Raw genomic sequence first — 17483 nt, forward strand, 5'->3', positions numbered from 1 at the left:
CCTCCTAGTACGCGAACGACAGTTGTTTGGGCTTGTCCGGATCTTCCGGCTCGTCATGATCCGTATCGCCCGGCGGATGCATGTCGTGCTCCAACGGACCTTCCTTCGCGTACCGCACGATCAGCTTGAACCAGACCACACCCAGCGCTCCGTACAGGAGGGTGAAGGTGATCAGCGAAGCCCAGACGGTAGCCGACGCGTGGTCCGAAACACCTTGGTCGACAGTCAGTCTGATCATGTCGACGCCGGTCGGATTGGGATGCACCACCCAGGGCTGACGGCCCATCTCGGTGAAAATCCAACCGGCACTGTTCGCCATGAACGGAGTGGGAATCGCGACGAGGCTGAGGATTCCGAACCACTTCTGGTCCGGGACTCGCCCCTTACGTGTGACCCACAGCCCCGCGAGAGCCAGTGCTGCCGAACCGGCGGCGAGGCCGATCATGGCGCGGAAAGACCAGTACGTGACAAAGAGATTCGGTCGGTAGTTACCCGGTCCGAAGTCCTGCTCCGCCTGCTCCTGCAGTTGGTTCACGCCTTGCAGTTCGACGCCGGTGAACTTGCCCTCGGCCAACCATGGCAGAACGAACGGCACCTTCAGAACGTGCGTCACGCTGTCACAGTTGTTGTGAGTGCCGATAGTGAGGATCGAGAAGTCCGGATCCATCTCGGTCTCGCACAACGACTCTGCCGACGCCATCTTCATGGGTTGCTGCTGGAACATGAGCTTGCCTTGGACGTCACCGGTGTAGATGATTCCGATTCCGGCCACGATCATGACGAGCAACGCGAATCGTGTTGCCGGACGGTACATCGTGCGCGCGTCGGACTCGAGGCGTTCGGCTTCGGCGGCCTCAGCCTGCTTGGCGCGGCGCATGTTCCGCACCATCCACCAACCACTGATGCCGGCAACAAACGTCGCCGCCGTCAGGAAGGCGCCGGCAACCGCGTGCGGGAAGGCAGCGAGAGCGGTGTTGTTGGTCAACAGCTCCCAGATACTGGTGAGCTCGGCACGACCCGTTTCAGGGTTGTACGTCGCACCGACCGGATGCTGCATGAACGAGTTGGCCGCGATGATGAAGAACGCCGACGCGTTGACGCCGATCGCCACGAGCCAAATGCACGCCAGGTGTACAAGTTTGGGCAGCCTGCCCCAACCGAAGATCCAGAGTCCGATGAAGACGGACTCCATGAAGAAGGCGACAAGGCCTTCCAATGCGAGCGGAGCTCCGAAGACGTCACCGACGAATCGCGAGTACTCGCTCCAGTTCATGCCGAACTGGAACTCCTGCACGATGCCGGTGGCTACACCGAGTGCGAAGTTGATGAGGAAAAGCTTGCCGAAGAACTTGGTGAGCCGATACCAGTGGTCCTTTTTGGTGACCACCCACATCGTCTGCATGATCGCGATCATCGGCGCAAGTCCGATGGTCAGCGGAACAAGGATGAAGTGGTAGACGGTAGTGATACCGAACTGCCACCTGGAGACGTCCAAAGTATCCATTGGCTACTCCGAGAGTAGGGCCCTGGGACAGGCTTCGGGGTTCGAGACGCGGGCAGTCGCTCGGCCCCTGCGGACACGGTACTGCTGTCCGGTTTGGACCGCAGGACTTTGCTACTACCAAATGTAGTAGAGACCTGTCGCGATTCCTATTCGCCTATCGCCCTGCTGAATCCGAATCAATTGCACGTTCAACCAATTCCGCGAATTCCCCGGAGACCTTCGGCTCTGGCAATGTGAGCCCGTCGAGTGTATGGACGCGTGCGGCCAGCGTGACGCTCGAAACCATCCACACTCCGTCGGCCGCAATCAAATCCGCAGGTCGGAGGGTTTCGTATCGGCAATCGAAGCGAGCACTGCCGGCAACGTCGAACAGGGCGCGCTGCGTAGTGCCCATCAAAATGCCCTGTGCGGGAGGCGGTGTGATCAAAGTCCTGTCCCGAACGATCACCACCGTCGAGCGTGGCCCCTCCAACACATTGCCCTCGGAACTGACGAAGATCACATCGTCAGCACCCAAATTCGCCGCATATCGAAGCGCTGCCATGTTGGTTGCGTACGACAACGTCTTCGCGCCCAGTAGCTGCCAGGGTGCCCGGGCAGAGAGATCGACAGAGAAACCTCGCTCGAGAGTCATCACCGACAACCCCGATTCGCGGACCTGTCTGACCCGATCGGCCACCGGACCGACCATCACGAAGGCTGTCGGCTTGTCACCGCTCTCACGGCCGCGGGTCAGAACAAGACGAAGAGCGCCTTCCTTCTCGGTCCCCCACTCCTCGGCAGCCATCTCGATCGCCAGACGCCAATCATCGAGAACGGGAGCGGGCAGACCGAGTGCCCGCGCGCTCAGAACCAGTCGACTCAGGTGTCCCTCGACCACCCGGGCGCGGCCGTCGCGTACCAACAGCGTCTCGAAGACTCCGTCGCCGCGCACCACCGCCAGGTCGTCGGCGTGCAGAAACGGTGCGTCAGCATCGAGCACCTCATGGTCGAGAGTCACCAATACGCGATCAGGCATGCCATCAACCCTAACGATCCGCCAAGCCGCCGGGGCCGCCCTGTAACCGCGATCCCGCCCACACTCCTAGACTGGTCTCGTGGTCGACAACGCTCTTGTGCCCAACAGCCCACTTCTGACTTCCCCCGGCGCGGTCACCGCACCGGACGGTTCGGCCGACATCGGTGTCGCGTGGCACTACGGCGATCCCCTCGGCGAACAGCGAACCGCGCAGCGCGCAGCAGTGGTGGTCGACCGCAGTCACAGATTCGTGATCGCCATTCCCGGCGACGAACGCCTCACGTGGCTGCACACGATTTCGAGCCAGCACATCGCCGCGCTCCCCGACGGCAAGAGTGCCGAGAACTTGAGCCTGGACGTCAACGGACGCGTCGAGCACCACTTCGTGCAGACGGACCTGGCAGGTGTCACCTGGATCGACACCGAGGCCGACCGCGGACCCGACCTTCTCTCCTTCTTGAAGAAGATGGTGTTCTGGTCCAAGGCCGAGCCTCGAGGCGGCAACGAGCTCGCGGTCCTGAGCCTGATCGGACCCGAAGCGTCAACTGTCCTCGCCGCACTCGAGGTGCAGACGCCAACCGAGGCCTACGACGCTCTCGCGTTGGCCGAAGGCGGATTTGTCCGCCGCATGCCGTGGCCTACCGAGAACTCTTTCGATCTTCTCGTCCCACGTGAGCAACTGGCAGCGTGGTGGACCAGGCTGACCGATGCCGGTGCCAAGCCCGCCGGCAGTTGGGCCTTCGAGGCACTGCGCGTCGAAGCGACGAGGCCTCGTCTCGGACTGGACACCGACGAACGCACGATCCCGCACGAGGTCCACTGGATCGGCGGGCCGGCCGAGCACGGCGCCGTCCACCTCGACAAGGGGTGCTACCGCGGTCAGGAAACCGTCGCCCGGGTTCACAATCTCGGCAAGCCCCCGCGCCATCTCGTCATGTTGCACCTCGACGGCAGCGCCGAAGCCGTCCCGGAACCGGGTGACCCGATCACGGCGGGCGGACGGGCCGTCGGACGCGTCGGGAGCGTCGTCAATCATCACGAGCTCGGCCCCATCGCACTCGCTCTGATCAAGCGCAACATCCCGGTCGACACCGAACTGATGGCCGGCCCCAGCGCTGCGTCCATCGATCCGGATTCGATCGTGGCGGACGACGCACCCCAGGCCGGACGTGAGGCTGTCAACCGATTGCGCGGAAAGTGACGGGCACGGTCGACGCGGTCTGCGTCGTCCACACCGAACGTGACAGTGGCGTCAGGCGAGTCCCCCGTACCGCGATCGACAAGCGTCCCGTCGACGGCCGCGTCGCGGTCGGCCGACTCGGTCTGGGTGGCGACTACGTCTGCGACACCGAGTTCCACGGCGGCGCCTTCCAAGCTGTCTACGCGTATCAGCGCGACGAAGCGCAGCGCTGGTCGGACGAATTGGGCCGACCTCTCGGCCCCGGATGGTTCGGCGAGAATCTTCACATCAGCGGGATGCTCGTCACGGACGCCGTGATCGGCGAGCGTTGGCACATCACCGGAGCCGAGGCGTCGGACGTTCTCGAACTCGAGGTGACTGCTCCCCGCGTCCCGTGCGGCACCTTCGGCATCTGGGCCGCGGAAAAGGGCTGGGTCAAAAGATTCACCGAGCGGACCGACGTCGGCGCCTACCTTCGCGTCAACCGGACCGGCACGATCGCCGCGGGCGATTCGGTCACCCGAGTCCACGTACCGGATCACGGAGTGACTGTTCGAGAGGTCTTCGCCGGAACGGACCCTGAGCGGCTTCGACGGCTGCTCGCAGAACACACCGACCTTGCACCGAACGTCACCGCGCGCGTCCAGAGGTTCATCGAACAAGCAGAAGCGCAGGTGCACTCGTGAGTATCGAATTGGTGGAAGTGGTCCGCTCCGGATTCCGCGAATGCGTGCATCGCGGATCGGCCGTCATTCTCGGCGCCGACGGCGAGGTCGTTGTCGGACTCGGGGAAATTCACACACCCATCTACCCGCGCTCGGCGAACAAGCCGCTGCAAGCCGTCGCTGCGCTTCGTAACGGCTTTGCACCCACCAGCCCGGAAGAGCTGGCCGTCGCGTCGTCCTCACATGCGGGCGAGGCCGATCACATCGAACTGGTCGCAGCGCTTCTCGCTCGCTACCAACTCGGTGTCGACCAGTTGCAGTGCCCCTCCGATCTGCCAGGCAACGAACTGGCCCGAGCCGAACTGATCGCAGCGGGCGAGCTTCCCAGCCCGATCTACATGACCTGCTCGGGCAAGCACTCCGCGATGCTCGCCACGTGCGTCGTGAACGACTGGCCGCTCGAGACGTACATGGAGCCGACTCATCCCCTCCAACTCGCGATCCAGGAGACGATCTTCGATCTCAGCGGCGAGGAAGAGCAGGAACTCGGCATCGACGGTTGTGGTCTCCCGATCGTGCCGCTCTCGCTCACGAACCTGGCTCGGGCATTCGGACGCCTGCCCTCGGCTGAGCCCGACTCCCCCGAACGAGCAGTGGCCGACGCGGTGCGCGAGAACCCCTTCCTCGTCTCGGGCACGGGCCGCAACGATCAGCGTCTGATGTCCGCAGTGCCGGGTCTGTTCTCCAAGACCGGATACGACGGCATCTACGCCGGAGCGCTTCCCGACGGTTCCGCTTTCGCCCTCAAGATCGACGACGGTCACGAGCGGGCGCTCCTGCCCTTGGCGGCAGCTCTGCTCAAGCGGATGAACACCGAGTGGACCGAGGAGTTGGCGGCTCTCGCATCCGCTCCGGTCTTCGGCGGCGACGCCCGAGTGGGGACGATTCGCGCAATTCCCGGAAACTTCTGAGCAGTTCTCACAAAGTTCTGACGAGTTCTTTCAGCATCCTGGCAGCTCGCGGCCATAGTGAGAGCAATCAGACACGGCGGTGAGGCCTTCGTGGAAGCGGAAGCGACTTTTCCACGCTAGAGTGTGTGTCAGGAAACTTACACACTCAAACGGGGCCGCCAAATTCCCCAGGCCGCCCCGCGAAAGCGCGAGGGGGTCAGCCATGGGCCGCGGCCGGGCTAAGGCAAAGCAGACCAAGGTTGCACGCGAATTGAAATACAGCGTACCGACCACGGATTTCGACAGCCTGCAAAGAGAGCTCGCAGGTGGATCGACCAACTCGCATCGGAGCAGTGTCCGATCGGACCAGACTTCCGATAGGGAAGGGCATGCGCGAGAGGACGACTACGACGACTGGCGGCGTTGACCGCGCACTGCCACCGCGCAGACTGTGAAATGAGGAAGAGCTGATCGCTCTTCCTCATTTTTGCGTTCGATTTTCCGCCTCGCGCCTACTTGTACGGACACACAAAACTGCCCCACCGGATCTCTCCGATGGGGCAGCTGACGTTGCGGTCTAGAAGCGCGGGTGGTCTCCGGCCAGGAACGCACGCTCTGCAGCGGCGTCCGACGCCTTCTTGACGCTACCGAGCGTCCAGCAGTCGATGTGGCGTGCGGTGAGGACGGCAAGTGCGCGGTCGACGTCCTCGGGTGCGACGACGGCGACCATGCCGACGCCCATGTTGAACGTCTGCTCCATCTCGGCGCGCTCGACGCGTCCGCGCTGCGCGATCATGGCGAAGACCGGAGCGGGGCTCCAGGTTCCGCGATCGAGTTCGGCGACCAAGCCCTTGGGCATGACGCGCGCGAGGTTGTTGGCGAGGCCGCCACCGGTGACGTGGCAGAACGTGCGCACGTCGGTCTCGGCAGCGAGTGCCAGGCAGTCCTTGGCGTAGATCTTGGTGGGCTCGAGCAGTTCCTCACCGAGCGTGCGGCCGAACTCGTCGACGTGTGCGCTCAGGTTCATGCGGTCGATCTCGAGCAGGACCTTGCGGGCCAGTGAGTAACCGTTGGAGTGCAGTCCCGAAGAACCCATCGCGATGACGACGTCGCCGGGGCGAACGCGATCCGGTCCGAGCAGCTTCTCTGCCTCCACGACGCCGACACCGGTGGCGGAAAGGTCGTAGTCACCGTCGGCCATGATGCCGGGGTGCTCGGCGGTCTCGCCGCCGAGGAGAGCGCAGCCGGCCTGGATGCAGCCCTCGGCGATTCCGCTGACCAATTCCGCGACGCGCTCGGGGATGACCCGGCCGACGGCGATGTAGTCCTGGAGGAACAGCGGCTCGGCGCCACAGACGACGAGGTCGTCGACAACCATGGCGACGAGGTCGAGTCCGACCGTGTCGTGCTTGTCCATCGCCTGGGCGACAGCGAGCTTGGTTCCGACGCCGTCGGTCGATGCGGCGAGCAACGGCTCCTTGTAGTCACCCTTGAGGGAGAACAAGCCGGCGAAACCACCGAGGCCACCCATGACCTCGGGGCGGCTGGCCTTCTTGGCCAGAGGGGCGAAGAGTTCCACCGCCCGGTCGCCTGCGGCGATATCGACTCCTGCTGCCGCGTAGGAGGCGCCTGCGGTGCGGTGACTGTCCTCGGTCATCGGGTTACTACTCCAGCCTTGTATTTCTCGCGAGCACGTATTGCTCGTGCACAGGTAAGTGGTCTTGCAATGTGAAGTGTTTGCAATCCTCGTGACGCGAGATGGATCGTTCGACTCGAGACCCAGAGCGCGCACACAAATACCGACGATTACGCCCATACGCTACCGGACCGGCCCCCTCGGTGAGACCTCGCGTACCCCGAGACGTCAGTTCTGCAGCCGGGCACCGATCGAGGCGTGCAGTGCGCGCAGACTGTTCTGCCCGAGTGCGACCGTCTCGGATTCGATGTGTTTGAGGAGGTGTCCGTCGTGGACGACCTTCTCGCTCGACTGGATCAGTACCGTCCCGGCTCCGGTGAAATCGAACTGGCGTTCTTCACCGGTGTTCGCGCCGAACATGCTTCCGCGAACCGCGCCCAGGAAGCTCTGCATCCAGTCGGCGTCGAAGTGGTGGGACGGCGACGGGCAGTCGGCCCAACCCACCAACGCCTGCGGGTCGATGCGCAGCGGCGGCTCCGCGAACATGACCGGGCCATTGGACGACGCCAGGAACTTGCCTGTCCCCAGTAGCGTCAAAAAGCCTGGGACGATGGACTGTTTGAGGTCCAGGCTCGTCTCGAAGGCGAGGAGATTGGCCGCGCGAATCGTGAGGTTGCCGTCGTCGAGGTCGTAGGAATTGATGTTGAATCCGCGGTCCCCGAGGATCAACTTGCCCTGTCCCTGAGCGAGCACCCAGTCGTCGGCGTAGAGCGGCGAAGAGAACCTGGCCGCGACGATCGCCGTCATACTCGTGCGCCCGAGCGGCTCGAAGTTGATGTTTCCGTAGTACGCGATCATCGCGCCCTTGGACGTGAACCACGGCTGCCCGGCCATCTCGACGCAGAAGGCGTAGTCGTTGCCCGGGACGTTGTCGTTGGCGGGCAGAGTTGCCGGATTGTGAATTTCGATACCCATGCTCTGTGCCCTCTCAGAACTTCTGCTCGGACGCCTGGACCCAGACGGTGCCGGCGCCGGTCATCTTCAGCTGGATGGACTCCCCCGAGCCCTTGCCGACGGCCTCGCGCCAGCCGACGTTCGCGGAGATGTCGACGTTGATCTGACCGATGTGGCACACGTATGCCTGCGGGTCGACGACGACCTGAGGATTGTTCGGACCGACCTGCAACGGAATCGCGCCCCCGTGCGAGAGGACCGCGACGCTTCCCTGTCCGTGCAACTGCGTCGTGAACAGTCCTTGACCGGTCATCGCTCCGCGTACCGCTCCGCGCACACCGCCCTGCGACGTGAGAGCGACTATCGAACTCTGGAGGTAACCGTCGTGTGCGAGGAGTCGGTCGGCTTCGACGGTGAGCATCGACGAACCGTCGAGGTGGATGACCTCGACGTACAAGCCGGCGTGCCCGTAGAAGACCTCACCGTTTCCCTCGGCCGCCATCATGCGTGCATGCTCGCCGGACATCATGCGGCCGGCCATCCCGGCGATACCGCCCATGTTCGGCATGGCGCCGGGCCCACCGCCCATGCTGTGCGGGATGAAGCGGACGTCACCGGTGTAGTAGAGCATCGACCCGGTGCGGGCGAGCACGTTCTGGCCCGGCGCGAGGGTCGACTTGACGACCTTGCTGTTCACCAATTCCAACGGCATGGTTCAGCGCTCCTCGGGCTGGATGTAGACGACTCCGGATCCGTCGAATCGCAGCGAGAACGCTTCACCGCTGCCACCGCCGATCGCAGAGCGCCAGGTGACGTCGGTGACGAAGCTCTGGTTCAGCTGGCCACGGTGAGCGACGAATGCGTCGGGATCGGCAACCAGCGGATACTGCGGGCTGACTTCGAGCGCGATGATCGGTCCGCCCTTCGACAGCACCGCCACCAGACCGGTGCCGCTGACGACCGTCGTGAACAAGCCCTGTCCGGAACCTGCGCCGCGGAGACCGGCAAATTTCACGTCGGTTCGCAGTTGGCCGACCAATGCGAGCAATTGCGAGGCTTCGACGTGCAAAGCGTCGTTGTTGAGCTCGATGATCGTGATGTCCTGGGCGTCGACCGCGAAGTAGACGGTGCCTTGACCGCTGACTTCCATCAGGGACAGTGATTCACCTGCCGCCTTCTGTTTCAGCGCGGCACGTAACCCACCGCCACCGCCCATTCCGGCGTTCTTGAAGGTGATCGCACCCTCGTACGCCACCATCGAGCCGTTGATCGCTTTGATGGTGTCCCCCACCAGGTCTGCGACCAGGACCCGGTGCCCATCCATTCTCAGTTGCGCCACGGAGGGCACTATGCCAGATGCTCACGACGTATGCCGTGTCGTGGAACAGAAAGTCGTGAACAGAAAATCTGCCGCCCACATGCTGTGGACGGCAGATTCTCGGCTGTCGAATTTCAACGATTCTGATGTTCAGGGGCGGCTGAGCGCGCTCGCATTGTCGTTGTCGCGAGTGGCCGTCGAACCTGCGGTGCTCTCGAGCATCCCCTCGAGGACGTTCTTGCCGATCGACGTTTCCTTGGGAAGCGCGATCGGGTAGGTCCCGTCGAAGCACGCGGCGCACAGACGGCTGGCCGGCTGCTCGGTGGCGGCGATCATGCCCTCGGTGGAGATGTATCCGAGGGTGTCCGCTCCGATGGAACGACGCACACCGTCGAGCATCTCCTCGAACGTCGCATCCTGTCCGCCCGCGCCGTTGGCGATCAACTCGGCCGGTGAGGCGAAGTCGATGCCGTAGAAGCAGGGCCACTTGACCGGCGGCGAGGCGATACGGACGTGAATTTCAAGGGCGCCGGCTTCGCGGAGCATCCGGATGAGCGCACGCTGGGTGTTTCCGCGGACAATCGAATCGTCCACCACCACAAGGCGCTTGCCGCGGATGACTTCCTTGAGCGGGTTGAGCTTGAGCCTGATACCGAGCTGACGGATCGTCTGCGACGGCTGGATGAAGGTGCGGCCCACGTAGGCGTTCTTCATCAGACCCTGGCCGTAGGGGATGCCTGAGCCCTGTGCGTACCCGACGGCTGCGGGGGTGCCGGACTCGGGAACGGGGATGACCAAGTCACCTTCGGCGGGATGCTCGCTGGCGAGCAGACGGCCGATCTCGACGCGGGTCGAGTGGACCGAACGGCCACCGATGACGCTGTCGGGACGGGCAAGGTAGACGTACTCGAAAACACAGCCCTTGGGCGTCGGATTCGCGAAACGTGAGGAGCGGACGCCGTCGGCGTCGATCGCAAGCAGCTCACCGGGTTCGATGTCGCGAACGAACGACGCACCGACGATGTCGAGGGCTGCGGTCTCGCTGGCGACTACCCAACCGCGGTCGAGTCGACCGAGGCAGAGCGGGCGGATGCCGTGCGGATCGCGCGCTGCGTACAGCGTGTGCTCGTCCATGAAGGTGAGGCAGAACGCGCCCTCCAACGTGGGAAGCAATTCCATCGCGGCCTGTTCGATGGTGCTGTCGCCGGCAGCGTGTGCCAGGAGACCACCGATGAGGTCGGAGTCGGAAGTCGCGGCATTGGGGCGCTTGTCGTTGACCAGGCCGGCTGCACGGGTGCGGCTCGCGAGTTCAGCGGTGTTGACCAGGTTGCCGTTGTGGCCGAGCGCGATGCCGGTGCCGGCAGTGGTGGTACGGAAGATGGGCTGCGCGTTCTCCCACGTCGTGGAACCGGTGGTGGAGTAACGGCAATGTCCGACGGCGACGTGACCTGGCATCGCTGCGAGGGTCTGCTCGTCGAATACCTGGCTGACCAGGCCGAGATCCTTGAACACCAGCACCTGGGAGCCGTCGGCTACCGCAATGCCGGCAGCTTCTTGACCACGGTGCTGAAGTGCGTACAGGCCGTAATAAGTGAGCTTCGCCACATCCTCTCCCGGCGCCCAGACGCCGAATACACCGCATTCTTCGCGGGGCTCGTTCTCGTCCTCGTCGGACGGGTTCGAAGCGAGGAGATTTGGACTGTTGACCGACAGATCGGCACGAGTCACCGGGCGCTCCCTTTGTGGGCAGGGGTTGGGGGGCATCCACAGTCTACGGCCATTTTGGGACTCACTTCCCCTGAGGGCTGCCTTGGGTCTCAGATCACGCCGAAGCGAACCGGATGGTCTCTCTCTGTTACTGCGTCAACCACTCTGTCACTACGCCAACCCCTCTGTTGCTAGGTCAACCGCAGCAGTGGGAGCCAGTGCGCAATTTCGGGAGCGCGGCTACCTGAGGCGTCGACTCTTCCGTCACCTGAGGCCTCGGAGAACTCGAGCAATCCGGTGACCATCTGCAACCACGTCCGAGCGTCCGTCTCGACGACGTTGGGCGGGGTTCCGCGCGTGTGACGCGGACCTTCGATGCATTGCACCGCAACAAACGGTGGGACCCGCACCTCGACGCTCGATCCGGGGGCGATCTGTTCGAGAGTGCGCGCACTCATCTTCACTGCCGCACCGAGTTCACTGCGCGAAGGCTTCGGCAGTTCCGGATCTCGAAGCCACGGGCCGACGGCCAGGACGGCGGCACGAAATTCGGCGGGGTCGACGGCGCGGCGGGGCGGCATCAGTTCACTCCCTGTCTGCGAGTAGCGATACGAACGGCAAGTGCGCCACCGGCATTCGTGGCCAGGTGCAGCAGGGCGGGGGCAAGTACGCTGCCGCCACGGCGGTGCAGCCACTCGAACAGCAATGCCGAAGCGCCGGTGAACGCCACTGCTGCGGGAACGTTGTCGCCGGCACCGCGAGCGGGAGCGACGTGCCACAGCCCGAAGGTCAGTGCGTGAACAGCCTGCGCGGTCGGCCTGTTCAGTTCGCGGCTCCAGACGGCCGACATCGCGCTACGGAACAACAGTTCCTCGGAGAGCACCGTCCCGAACGGGATGTGCAGGATGATCCATTCGAGGAAGTCTTCGCGGCCGTCTGCTCGCTCGTCGGCAGCGAGAGTCGCGCGCAAGGACGGAACGGCCAAAGCGACGCTGTAGCCGGTAAGGACCGCCCCCGCCGCGGCTCCGCCGAACTGAGCACCACCACGAATGCCGGTGTGCGCCAAGCCGAGTTCCTCGCGGGTGTAACCACGTGCGAGTAGGACTCCGATCGCCGACAGACCGGCCGCGGTGTTGACCACGGCGCGGGCACGAGGCGAAAGACCGAATGCCGGAAGCACGACGTTGCTCCAGGTGATCGCGGTAGCGGAGAGCGCGATCGAGGCGACTCCCCTCACTTCTCGGGGCCCTCTGATTTCACGGCGACAACCAAAGCCGATCGCACCCGCTCGGTTTCTGCGGCCGTCCATCCCTCGGGCTGGGCAACGCTGATCCAGGCGTCCAGAACGGAGGTTCCGTAATTGTGACCATGGCCGTCCGGAACTCCCGCGGCGTTGCCGAGGTCGGCCGACACCTGCCAGAACGTCACGACCGGGAACCACTTCATCGACGGTGAGCGGTCGAATCCCGGTACTTCCTTGAGCCACTCGGGACGATTGAACATGAGGTCGGGCGACCACCACACCACCGGATCGGAAGGGTGCTGGACAAACAGAACTCGCGGCTCCGGCCACGTCATCCCGTCGGTCGGAATGTCTTCGGAGCGATCCGCGAACCGCACGCCGGCCAGGCCGTCCGCGTATACGGGCGCTACTTCGGGAGTACCAGGATCGCGCCTCTTCTCGATCGAACGCCACAACTGCGTCGCGTTCGGCGGGCCCACCCACAGAATTCCGTCGGCGGTATCGCGCGCCGCCTGCAGTGTGTCGAAGGCTCCGGCGCCGGCCATGACGCCGAGGCTCTCGCCGTAGACCATGAACTTCGGCCTGGTGGCTTCCGGTTCCTGGAGCCATCTTTCGTGTACCCGCTCGATCAACAGGCGTCCGGCAGCTTGCGCCTTCTCCTGGTCGGCGAGGAACGAGATCCAACTCGGCAAGTACGAGTACTGGCTGGCGACAAGAGCAGTGTCGCCGTCATGCACAAGTTCGATTGCCTGTGCCGCAGTGGGATTGACCCATCCCGTACCCGTCGTCGGAATGACCACGAGGACCTTGCGTTGGAAGGCGCCGGTTCGCTCCAGCTCCTTGATGACCAGATCCATACGCTCTTCGGGATCTTCGGCGCTTTCAAGTCCGGCATATACGCGAATCGGATCCATCGCAGGCTTACCGGTTGCCGCTTCGAGTTCCTGCGCGTCGAGTCCGCGCGAGACGAAGTTTCGTCCCTCGAACCCCAATGTGTCCCAGGGAGCGGCTGATTCGGGGCTACCCGATTTCATCGGATCCTGCGGTTCGACGACGCCGTCGCGAGTGGTCGAGTTCTGCAGACTGAAGATCGAGTTGGTCGCTGCATAGATTCCGCGGACCAGGACGCCGTCGACCAGCATGAAGAACAGGACGGTGACAACCAGGACACCGACGCCATTGGCCACCGACCGTGACCAGTGGAACCGCCGCATCAGCTGTCGGGCAATCAGTTTCACCAGATCATGGAGGACCCGCCAGATCGAGATGAGCAGGCCACCGACGAGCAGGCTCAGTCCGAGGGTTCGGATGTAGCCGGAAGTGGTCGTGCCTTCGGCATCGGTCAGTGCCGCGATTTCACGTTGCCACCCGGCCGCGTAGACCAGCATGATGATCGCCGCGACGATGGACGCGACCGGAACGAAGACCTTGATCGCGGAAGGCACCGGCTCGGGCAGTGGCCACCACCGTCGCCCGCTGAGCAGGTATCGCTCGACAGCCCAACCGATCGCAGTACCGACGCCGTAGCCGATGGCCGAGTTGATTCCGCCGATCAGACCTTGGAAAAGCCAATCGCGCGGCAACAGCGAAGGGGTCAACGACCAGCAGAAGAAGAACGCGGCAAACGCGATGCCGGTGAAGTCGAGTTTGAGGAGCCCCCACGCCCACTCGGTGAAGCGGTTGTCGAGCTTCTCGAGGGGTGCGGGAACAGCCAGCCGCAGGTGGTGTTCCTGCGGCTGGCTGTCAGAAGAAGTCAGTTCTCCGGAATCGACCATCTATCACCCGAACAGTGCGGGCAGCGTTCCCTCGAAGGCCTCACGGAGCTTGGCCATCGTGACGGAGAAGTGTCCCTGGACCTCGACGGAGTCGCTGCCCTCGTCGACGACCCCGATACGCGTCCACGGCAAGCCGCGGGCGGTGCACATACCGGTGAAGCGAGTCTCCTCGGTACGCGGAACTGCAACGAGGACACGTCCCGACGATTCCGAGAACAGGGTCACGAACGGATCGGCGCCCTCGGGAATCAGGATGCGGCAACCGGTTTCGCCGGCCAGCGCGGCTTCGACGACAGCCTGGGCCAGTCCACCCTCGGAGAGGTCGTGGGCTGCGGTGACGAGACCGTCACGCGAAGAGGCGAGCAAAATGTCGGCGAGCAGTTGCTCACGGGCGAGGTCGACCTTCGGCGGCACGCCACCGAGGTGACCGTGCTCGACCTGCGACCAGATGGAGCCGTCGAACTCGTCGCGGGTGTCGCCGAGCAGGATCAGCGTCTCGCCCGGCTCGAGTCCGAGGCCCGTCGGGATGCGGCGGTGAACGTCGTCGATCACACCGAGGACGGCAACCACCGGCGTCGGCAGGATTGCCGTGGATCCGGTCTGGTTGTAGAAGCTGACGTTGCCGCCGGTGACGGGGATGCCGAGGGTGGCGCAGCCGTCGGCAAGGCCGCGAACGGCCTGCTGGAACTGCCACATGACACCCGGGTCCTCGGGAGAACCGAAGTTCAGGCAGTTGGAGACGGCCTTGGGCGTTGCGCCCGTGACTGCCACGTTGCGGAAAGCCTCGGCCAACGCGAGCTGCGCACCGGTGTACGGGTCGAGCGCGGTGTAGCGGCCCGAAGCGTCGGTGGACAGTGCGATCCCGCGTCCGGTCTTCTCGTCGATGCGGATGACACCGCCGTCGGCGTTCTCGGCCAGGACGGTGTTTCCGCGGACGTAGCGGTCGTACTGCTCGGTGATCCACTTGCGGCTGCACAGGGCAGGCGAGGCGATCATCTTCAGCAGGGTCGCTTCGAGCTCGGCGTCGGTTTCGGGACGCTTCAGTCCGGCAGTCGTATTCGCGATCAAGGCATCCTGCGTTGCCGGACGCTCGACGGGGCGGTGGTAAACCGGGCCCTCGTGCGCGACGGTGCGCGGGGGAACGTCGACGACGGTCTCGCCGTGCCAGGAGATGGTGAGGTGCTCACCGTCGGTGACCTCGCCGATGTCGGTGGCCAGGACGTCCCACTTCTTGCAGACCTCCATGAACGCATCGACGTTCTCGGGCGTGACCACGGCGCACATGCGCTCCTGCGATTCGCTCGAGAGCACCTCGGCCGGGGTCATGCCGGTGGCGCGCATCGGAACCTTCTCGAGGTTGATGTGCATGCCGCCGTCGCCGGCCGCGGCCAGCTCGGAGGTGGCGCAGGACAGCCCGGCGCCGCCGAGGTCCTGGATGCCGACGACGAGGCCGGCCTTGTAAAGGTCGAGACAGCACTCGATGAGCACCTTCTCGGTGAACGGGTCGCCGACCTGAACCGCGGGCAGCTTCTTACGTCCGCCGGTGTCTCCACCCTCGTCGTCGAACGTCGCCGACGCGAGGACCGAGACGCCGCCGATTCCGTCGAGACCGGTGCGTGCGCCGAACAGGATGATCTTGTTGCCCGCGCCCGAAGCGAAGGCCAGATGCAGATCCTCGACGCGCATGACGCCGGCAGCGAGGGCGTTGACCAGCGGGTTACCTGCATAGGACTCGTCGAACACCGTCTCGCCGCCGATGTTCGGCAGGCCGAGGGAGTTTCCGTATCCACCGACACCGCGCACGACACCGTCGACTACGCGACGGGTATCGGGGGCGTCAGCAGCACCGAACCGAAGCTGATCCATGACGGCGATCGGACGAGCACCCATGGCCATGATGTCGCGGACGATACCGCCGACACCGGTCGCCGCACCCTGGTAGGGCTCGACGTACGACGGGTGGTTGTGGCTCTCGACCTTGAACGTGACTGCCCAGCCGTCACCGATGTCGACGACGCCGGCGTTCTCACCGATACCGGCCAGCATGTTGGCGCGCATCTCGTCGGTGGTGGTCTTGTCGAAGTATCCGAGGTGGACCTTGGAGGACTTGTACGAGCAGTGCTCGCTCCACATCACCGAGTACATCGCCAGTTCGGCGTCCGTGGGACGGCGGCCCAGGATCTCCTTGATGCGTGCGTATTCGTCGTCCTTGAGACCGAGCTCCTTGAACGGCTGAGCGGCATCGGGATCAGCCGATGCGTGCGTGACGGTATCGACCTGGTGAGCAGACACTGGAGAGTGGTCCCTTCCCTACGGGAGTCAAGAGGCAAGCCGGCGCGGAGCGGGACACCACGAATGTGCCCAACGAAAGAACGTGCCGGGGGACAGTCTATCGGTGTGGGCCGACGACTTCCGCAGACGGCAGCACCCGCAACACCTCCGGGCCTGCGAAGTATCGCCCGTCACACCCGCCCCGGTTGGGTGATCCGGTCGGTTTTCTTAAAGTCAGGGCCGGCCCACTCTCTCCCTCGAAAGGCCTCGCATGCCCCCAGGATGTTCGTCAGTCCGACCTCACGGCACAGTCCCAGTCGGTGACCACTCCCCTCACTCCGGCTGCAATTTTCCTGGTCGCGACCGTAAATCCGGGTGGTGAGAACACCACACGAGAACTAGTCGCCGACGTCGCCGGCCTGCAGCGCGCCGTGGGGCTGCGCGTCCCCGGATCAGGTTTGGATGTGGTGACAAGCATCGGTTCGTCGGTTTGGGATCGACTGTTCGCCGGTCCGCGCCCCGCGCTACTGCACCCGTTCGCCGCTCTACAGGGTGACGTTCACTCGGCGCCGTCGACTCCCGGCGATCTGCTCTTCCACATCCGCGCGATGAGCATGGATGCGTGTTTCGAGGTGGCTCGGCAGATCACGAAGCGACTGCACGGAGCAGCCACGGTGGTCGACGAGGTTCACGGCTTCCAGTACTTCGAGAACCGAGACCTCATCGGCTTCGTCGACGGCACCGAAAATCCGGTGGGCCGCGACGCCGTCGCCGCCGTGACTGTCGGAGACGAAGATCCTGCGTTCACCGGAGGAAGCTACGTCCATATCCAGCGCTACGTCCACAAGATGCGGGACTGGGAAGCAATCACCGTCGACGAGCAGGAACGTGTGATCGGACGCAGCAAGCTCGAGGACATCGAGATGACGTCCGACGTGAAGCCGTCCAACTCGCACGTAGCCCTCAACGCAATCAAGGACGAGAACGGCAAGGTTCTCGAGATCCTGCGTGCCAACATGCCGTACGGGCGCCTCGGTGATGACGAGATCGGCACCTTCTTCATCGGCTACTGCCGCACGCCGGCGATCACCGAACGGATGCTCGAGAACATGTTTCTCGGCAACCCTCGCGGCAATTACGACCGTCTGCTCGATTTCTCGACGGCCGTGACGGGCTCGATGTTCTTCACACCGAGCGCCGACTTCTTCGAGGATCTACCGACTGCGCCCTCTACGCCCACTGGGCTCCCTGCACTTTGACTA

16 protein-coding genes are annotated in these 17483 nt (G+C 64.1%); 5 read left to right on the top strand and 11 right to left on the bottom strand.

Annotated elements, in window-relative coordinates:
* Positions 1-4: 4 nt before the first annotated feature.
* A complete protein-coding gene (locus RA302_RS23595) occupies positions 5-1504 on the bottom strand; it encodes a cytochrome ubiquinol oxidase subunit I (RefSeq protein WP_030535241.1) in 1500 nt (499 codons plus the stop codon).
* 154 nt (positions 1505-1658) lie between these two features.
* Complete coding sequence (locus RA302_RS23600; protein WP_007733829.1) at positions 1659-2522, bottom strand: aminodeoxychorismate lyase; 864 nt, start codon at positions 2520-2522, stop codon at positions 1659-1661.
* 79 nt (positions 2523-2601) lie between these two features.
* Here RA302_RS23600 and RA302_RS23605 point away from each other — a divergent pair, with 79 nt between their 5' ends.
* The 4 genes from RA302_RS23605 to RA302_RS23620 all read left to right on the top strand — a co-directional run bounded on the left by RA302_RS23605 (position 2602) and on the right by RA302_RS23620 (position 5744).
* Complete coding sequence (locus RA302_RS23605; protein ID WP_030535240.1) at positions 2602-3723, top strand: folate-binding protein YgfZ; 1122 nt, start codon at positions 2602-2604, stop codon at positions 3721-3723.
* Positions 3720-4388, top strand: a complete 669-nt coding sequence (locus tag RA302_RS23610; protein WP_030535239.1) for an MOSC domain-containing protein — start codon at positions 3720-3722, stop codon at positions 4386-4388. The genes RA302_RS23605 and RA302_RS23610 overlap by 4 nt, the downstream gene beginning before the upstream one ends.
* Positions 4385-5338: an asparaginase gene (locus tag RA302_RS23615; protein ID WP_003940365.1), complete on the top strand. Its 954-nt coding sequence runs from the start codon at positions 4385-4387 to the stop codon at positions 5336-5338. Before RA302_RS23610 ends, RA302_RS23615 begins: the two co-directional genes overlap by 4 nt.
* A 202-nt stretch (positions 5339-5540) precedes the next feature.
* Positions 5541-5744 (top strand): DUF3073 domain-containing protein, encoded by a 204-nt coding sequence (locus RA302_RS23620; RefSeq protein WP_003940337.1) that lies wholly within the window; start codon positions 5541-5543, stop codon positions 5742-5744.
* A 150-nt stretch (positions 5745-5894) separates the two neighbouring features.
* On the opposite strand, the gene purM is transcribed toward RA302_RS23620, so the two are convergent.
* From purM to purL, 9 genes are all read right to left on the bottom strand, one after another.
* Positions 5895-6974: a phosphoribosylformylglycinamidine cyclo-ligase gene (gene purM, locus RA302_RS23625; RefSeq protein WP_003940225.1), complete on the bottom strand. Its 1080-nt coding sequence runs from the start codon at positions 6972-6974 to the stop codon at positions 5895-5897.
* A gap of 207 nt (positions 6975-7181) precedes the next feature.
* Positions 7182-7928: an AIM24 family protein gene (locus RA302_RS23630; RefSeq protein ID WP_003939813.1), complete on the bottom strand. Its 747-nt coding sequence runs from the start codon at positions 7926-7928 to the stop codon at positions 7182-7184.
* Positions 7929-7941: 13 nt separating this feature from the next.
* Complete coding sequence (locus tag RA302_RS23635) at positions 7942-8619, bottom strand: AIM24 family protein (protein ID WP_003939918.1); 678 nt, start codon at positions 8617-8619, stop codon at positions 7942-7944.
* A 3-nt stretch (positions 8620-8622) separates the two neighbouring features.
* Positions 8623-9231 carry an AIM24 family protein gene (locus RA302_RS23640; protein ID WP_003940441.1) on the bottom strand — a complete coding sequence of 203 codons (609 nt, stop codon included), beginning with the start codon at positions 9229-9231 and terminating at the stop codon, positions 8623-8625.
* A 144-nt stretch (positions 9232-9375) separates the two neighbouring features.
* Positions 9376-10953: an amidophosphoribosyltransferase gene (gene purF, locus RA302_RS23645; protein ID WP_003940541.1), complete on the bottom strand. Its 1578-nt coding sequence runs from the start codon at positions 10951-10953 to the stop codon at positions 9376-9378.
* A gap of 170 nt (positions 10954-11123) precedes the next feature.
* The gene (locus tag RA302_RS23650) at positions 11124-11513 is read right to left on the bottom strand and encodes a sterol carrier family protein (protein WP_007733822.1); all 390 of its coding nucleotides are present in this window, start codon (positions 11511-11513) and stop codon (positions 11124-11126) included.
* On the bottom strand, positions 11513-12169 hold the full coding sequence (locus RA302_RS23655; RefSeq protein ID WP_007733821.1) for a CPBP family intramembrane glutamic endopeptidase: 657 nt from the start codon (positions 12167-12169) through the stop codon (positions 11513-11515). Before RA302_RS23655 ends, RA302_RS23650 begins: the two co-directional genes overlap by 1 nt.
* Positions 12166-13950: an alpha/beta-hydrolase family protein gene (locus RA302_RS23660; RefSeq protein WP_003940273.1), complete on the bottom strand. Its 1785-nt coding sequence runs from the start codon at positions 13948-13950 to the stop codon at positions 12166-12168. Before RA302_RS23660 ends, RA302_RS23655 begins: the two co-directional genes overlap by 4 nt.
* Before the next feature lie 3 nt (positions 13951-13953).
* Positions 13954-16242 (bottom strand): phosphoribosylformylglycinamidine synthase subunit PurL, encoded by a 2289-nt coding sequence (gene purL / locus RA302_RS23665; protein ID WP_338478192.1) that lies wholly within the window; start codon positions 16240-16242, stop codon positions 13954-13956.
* Between the two features lie 299 nt (positions 16243-16541).
* Between purL and RA302_RS23670 the strand changes: the two genes are divergently transcribed.
* The gene (locus tag RA302_RS23670) at positions 16542-17480 is read left to right on the top strand and encodes a Dyp-type peroxidase (protein ID WP_037125767.1); all 939 of its coding nucleotides are present in this window, start codon (positions 16542-16544) and stop codon (positions 17478-17480) included.
* Positions 17481-17483 lie beyond the last annotated feature (3 nt).

Origin of the sequence: Rhodococcus sp. DN22 (assembly GCF_036669995.1) — a bacterium.
In the GTDB taxonomy this organism is placed as follows: domain Bacteria; phylum Actinomycetota; class Actinomycetes; order Mycobacteriales; family Mycobacteriaceae; genus Rhodococcus_F; species Rhodococcus_F erythropolis.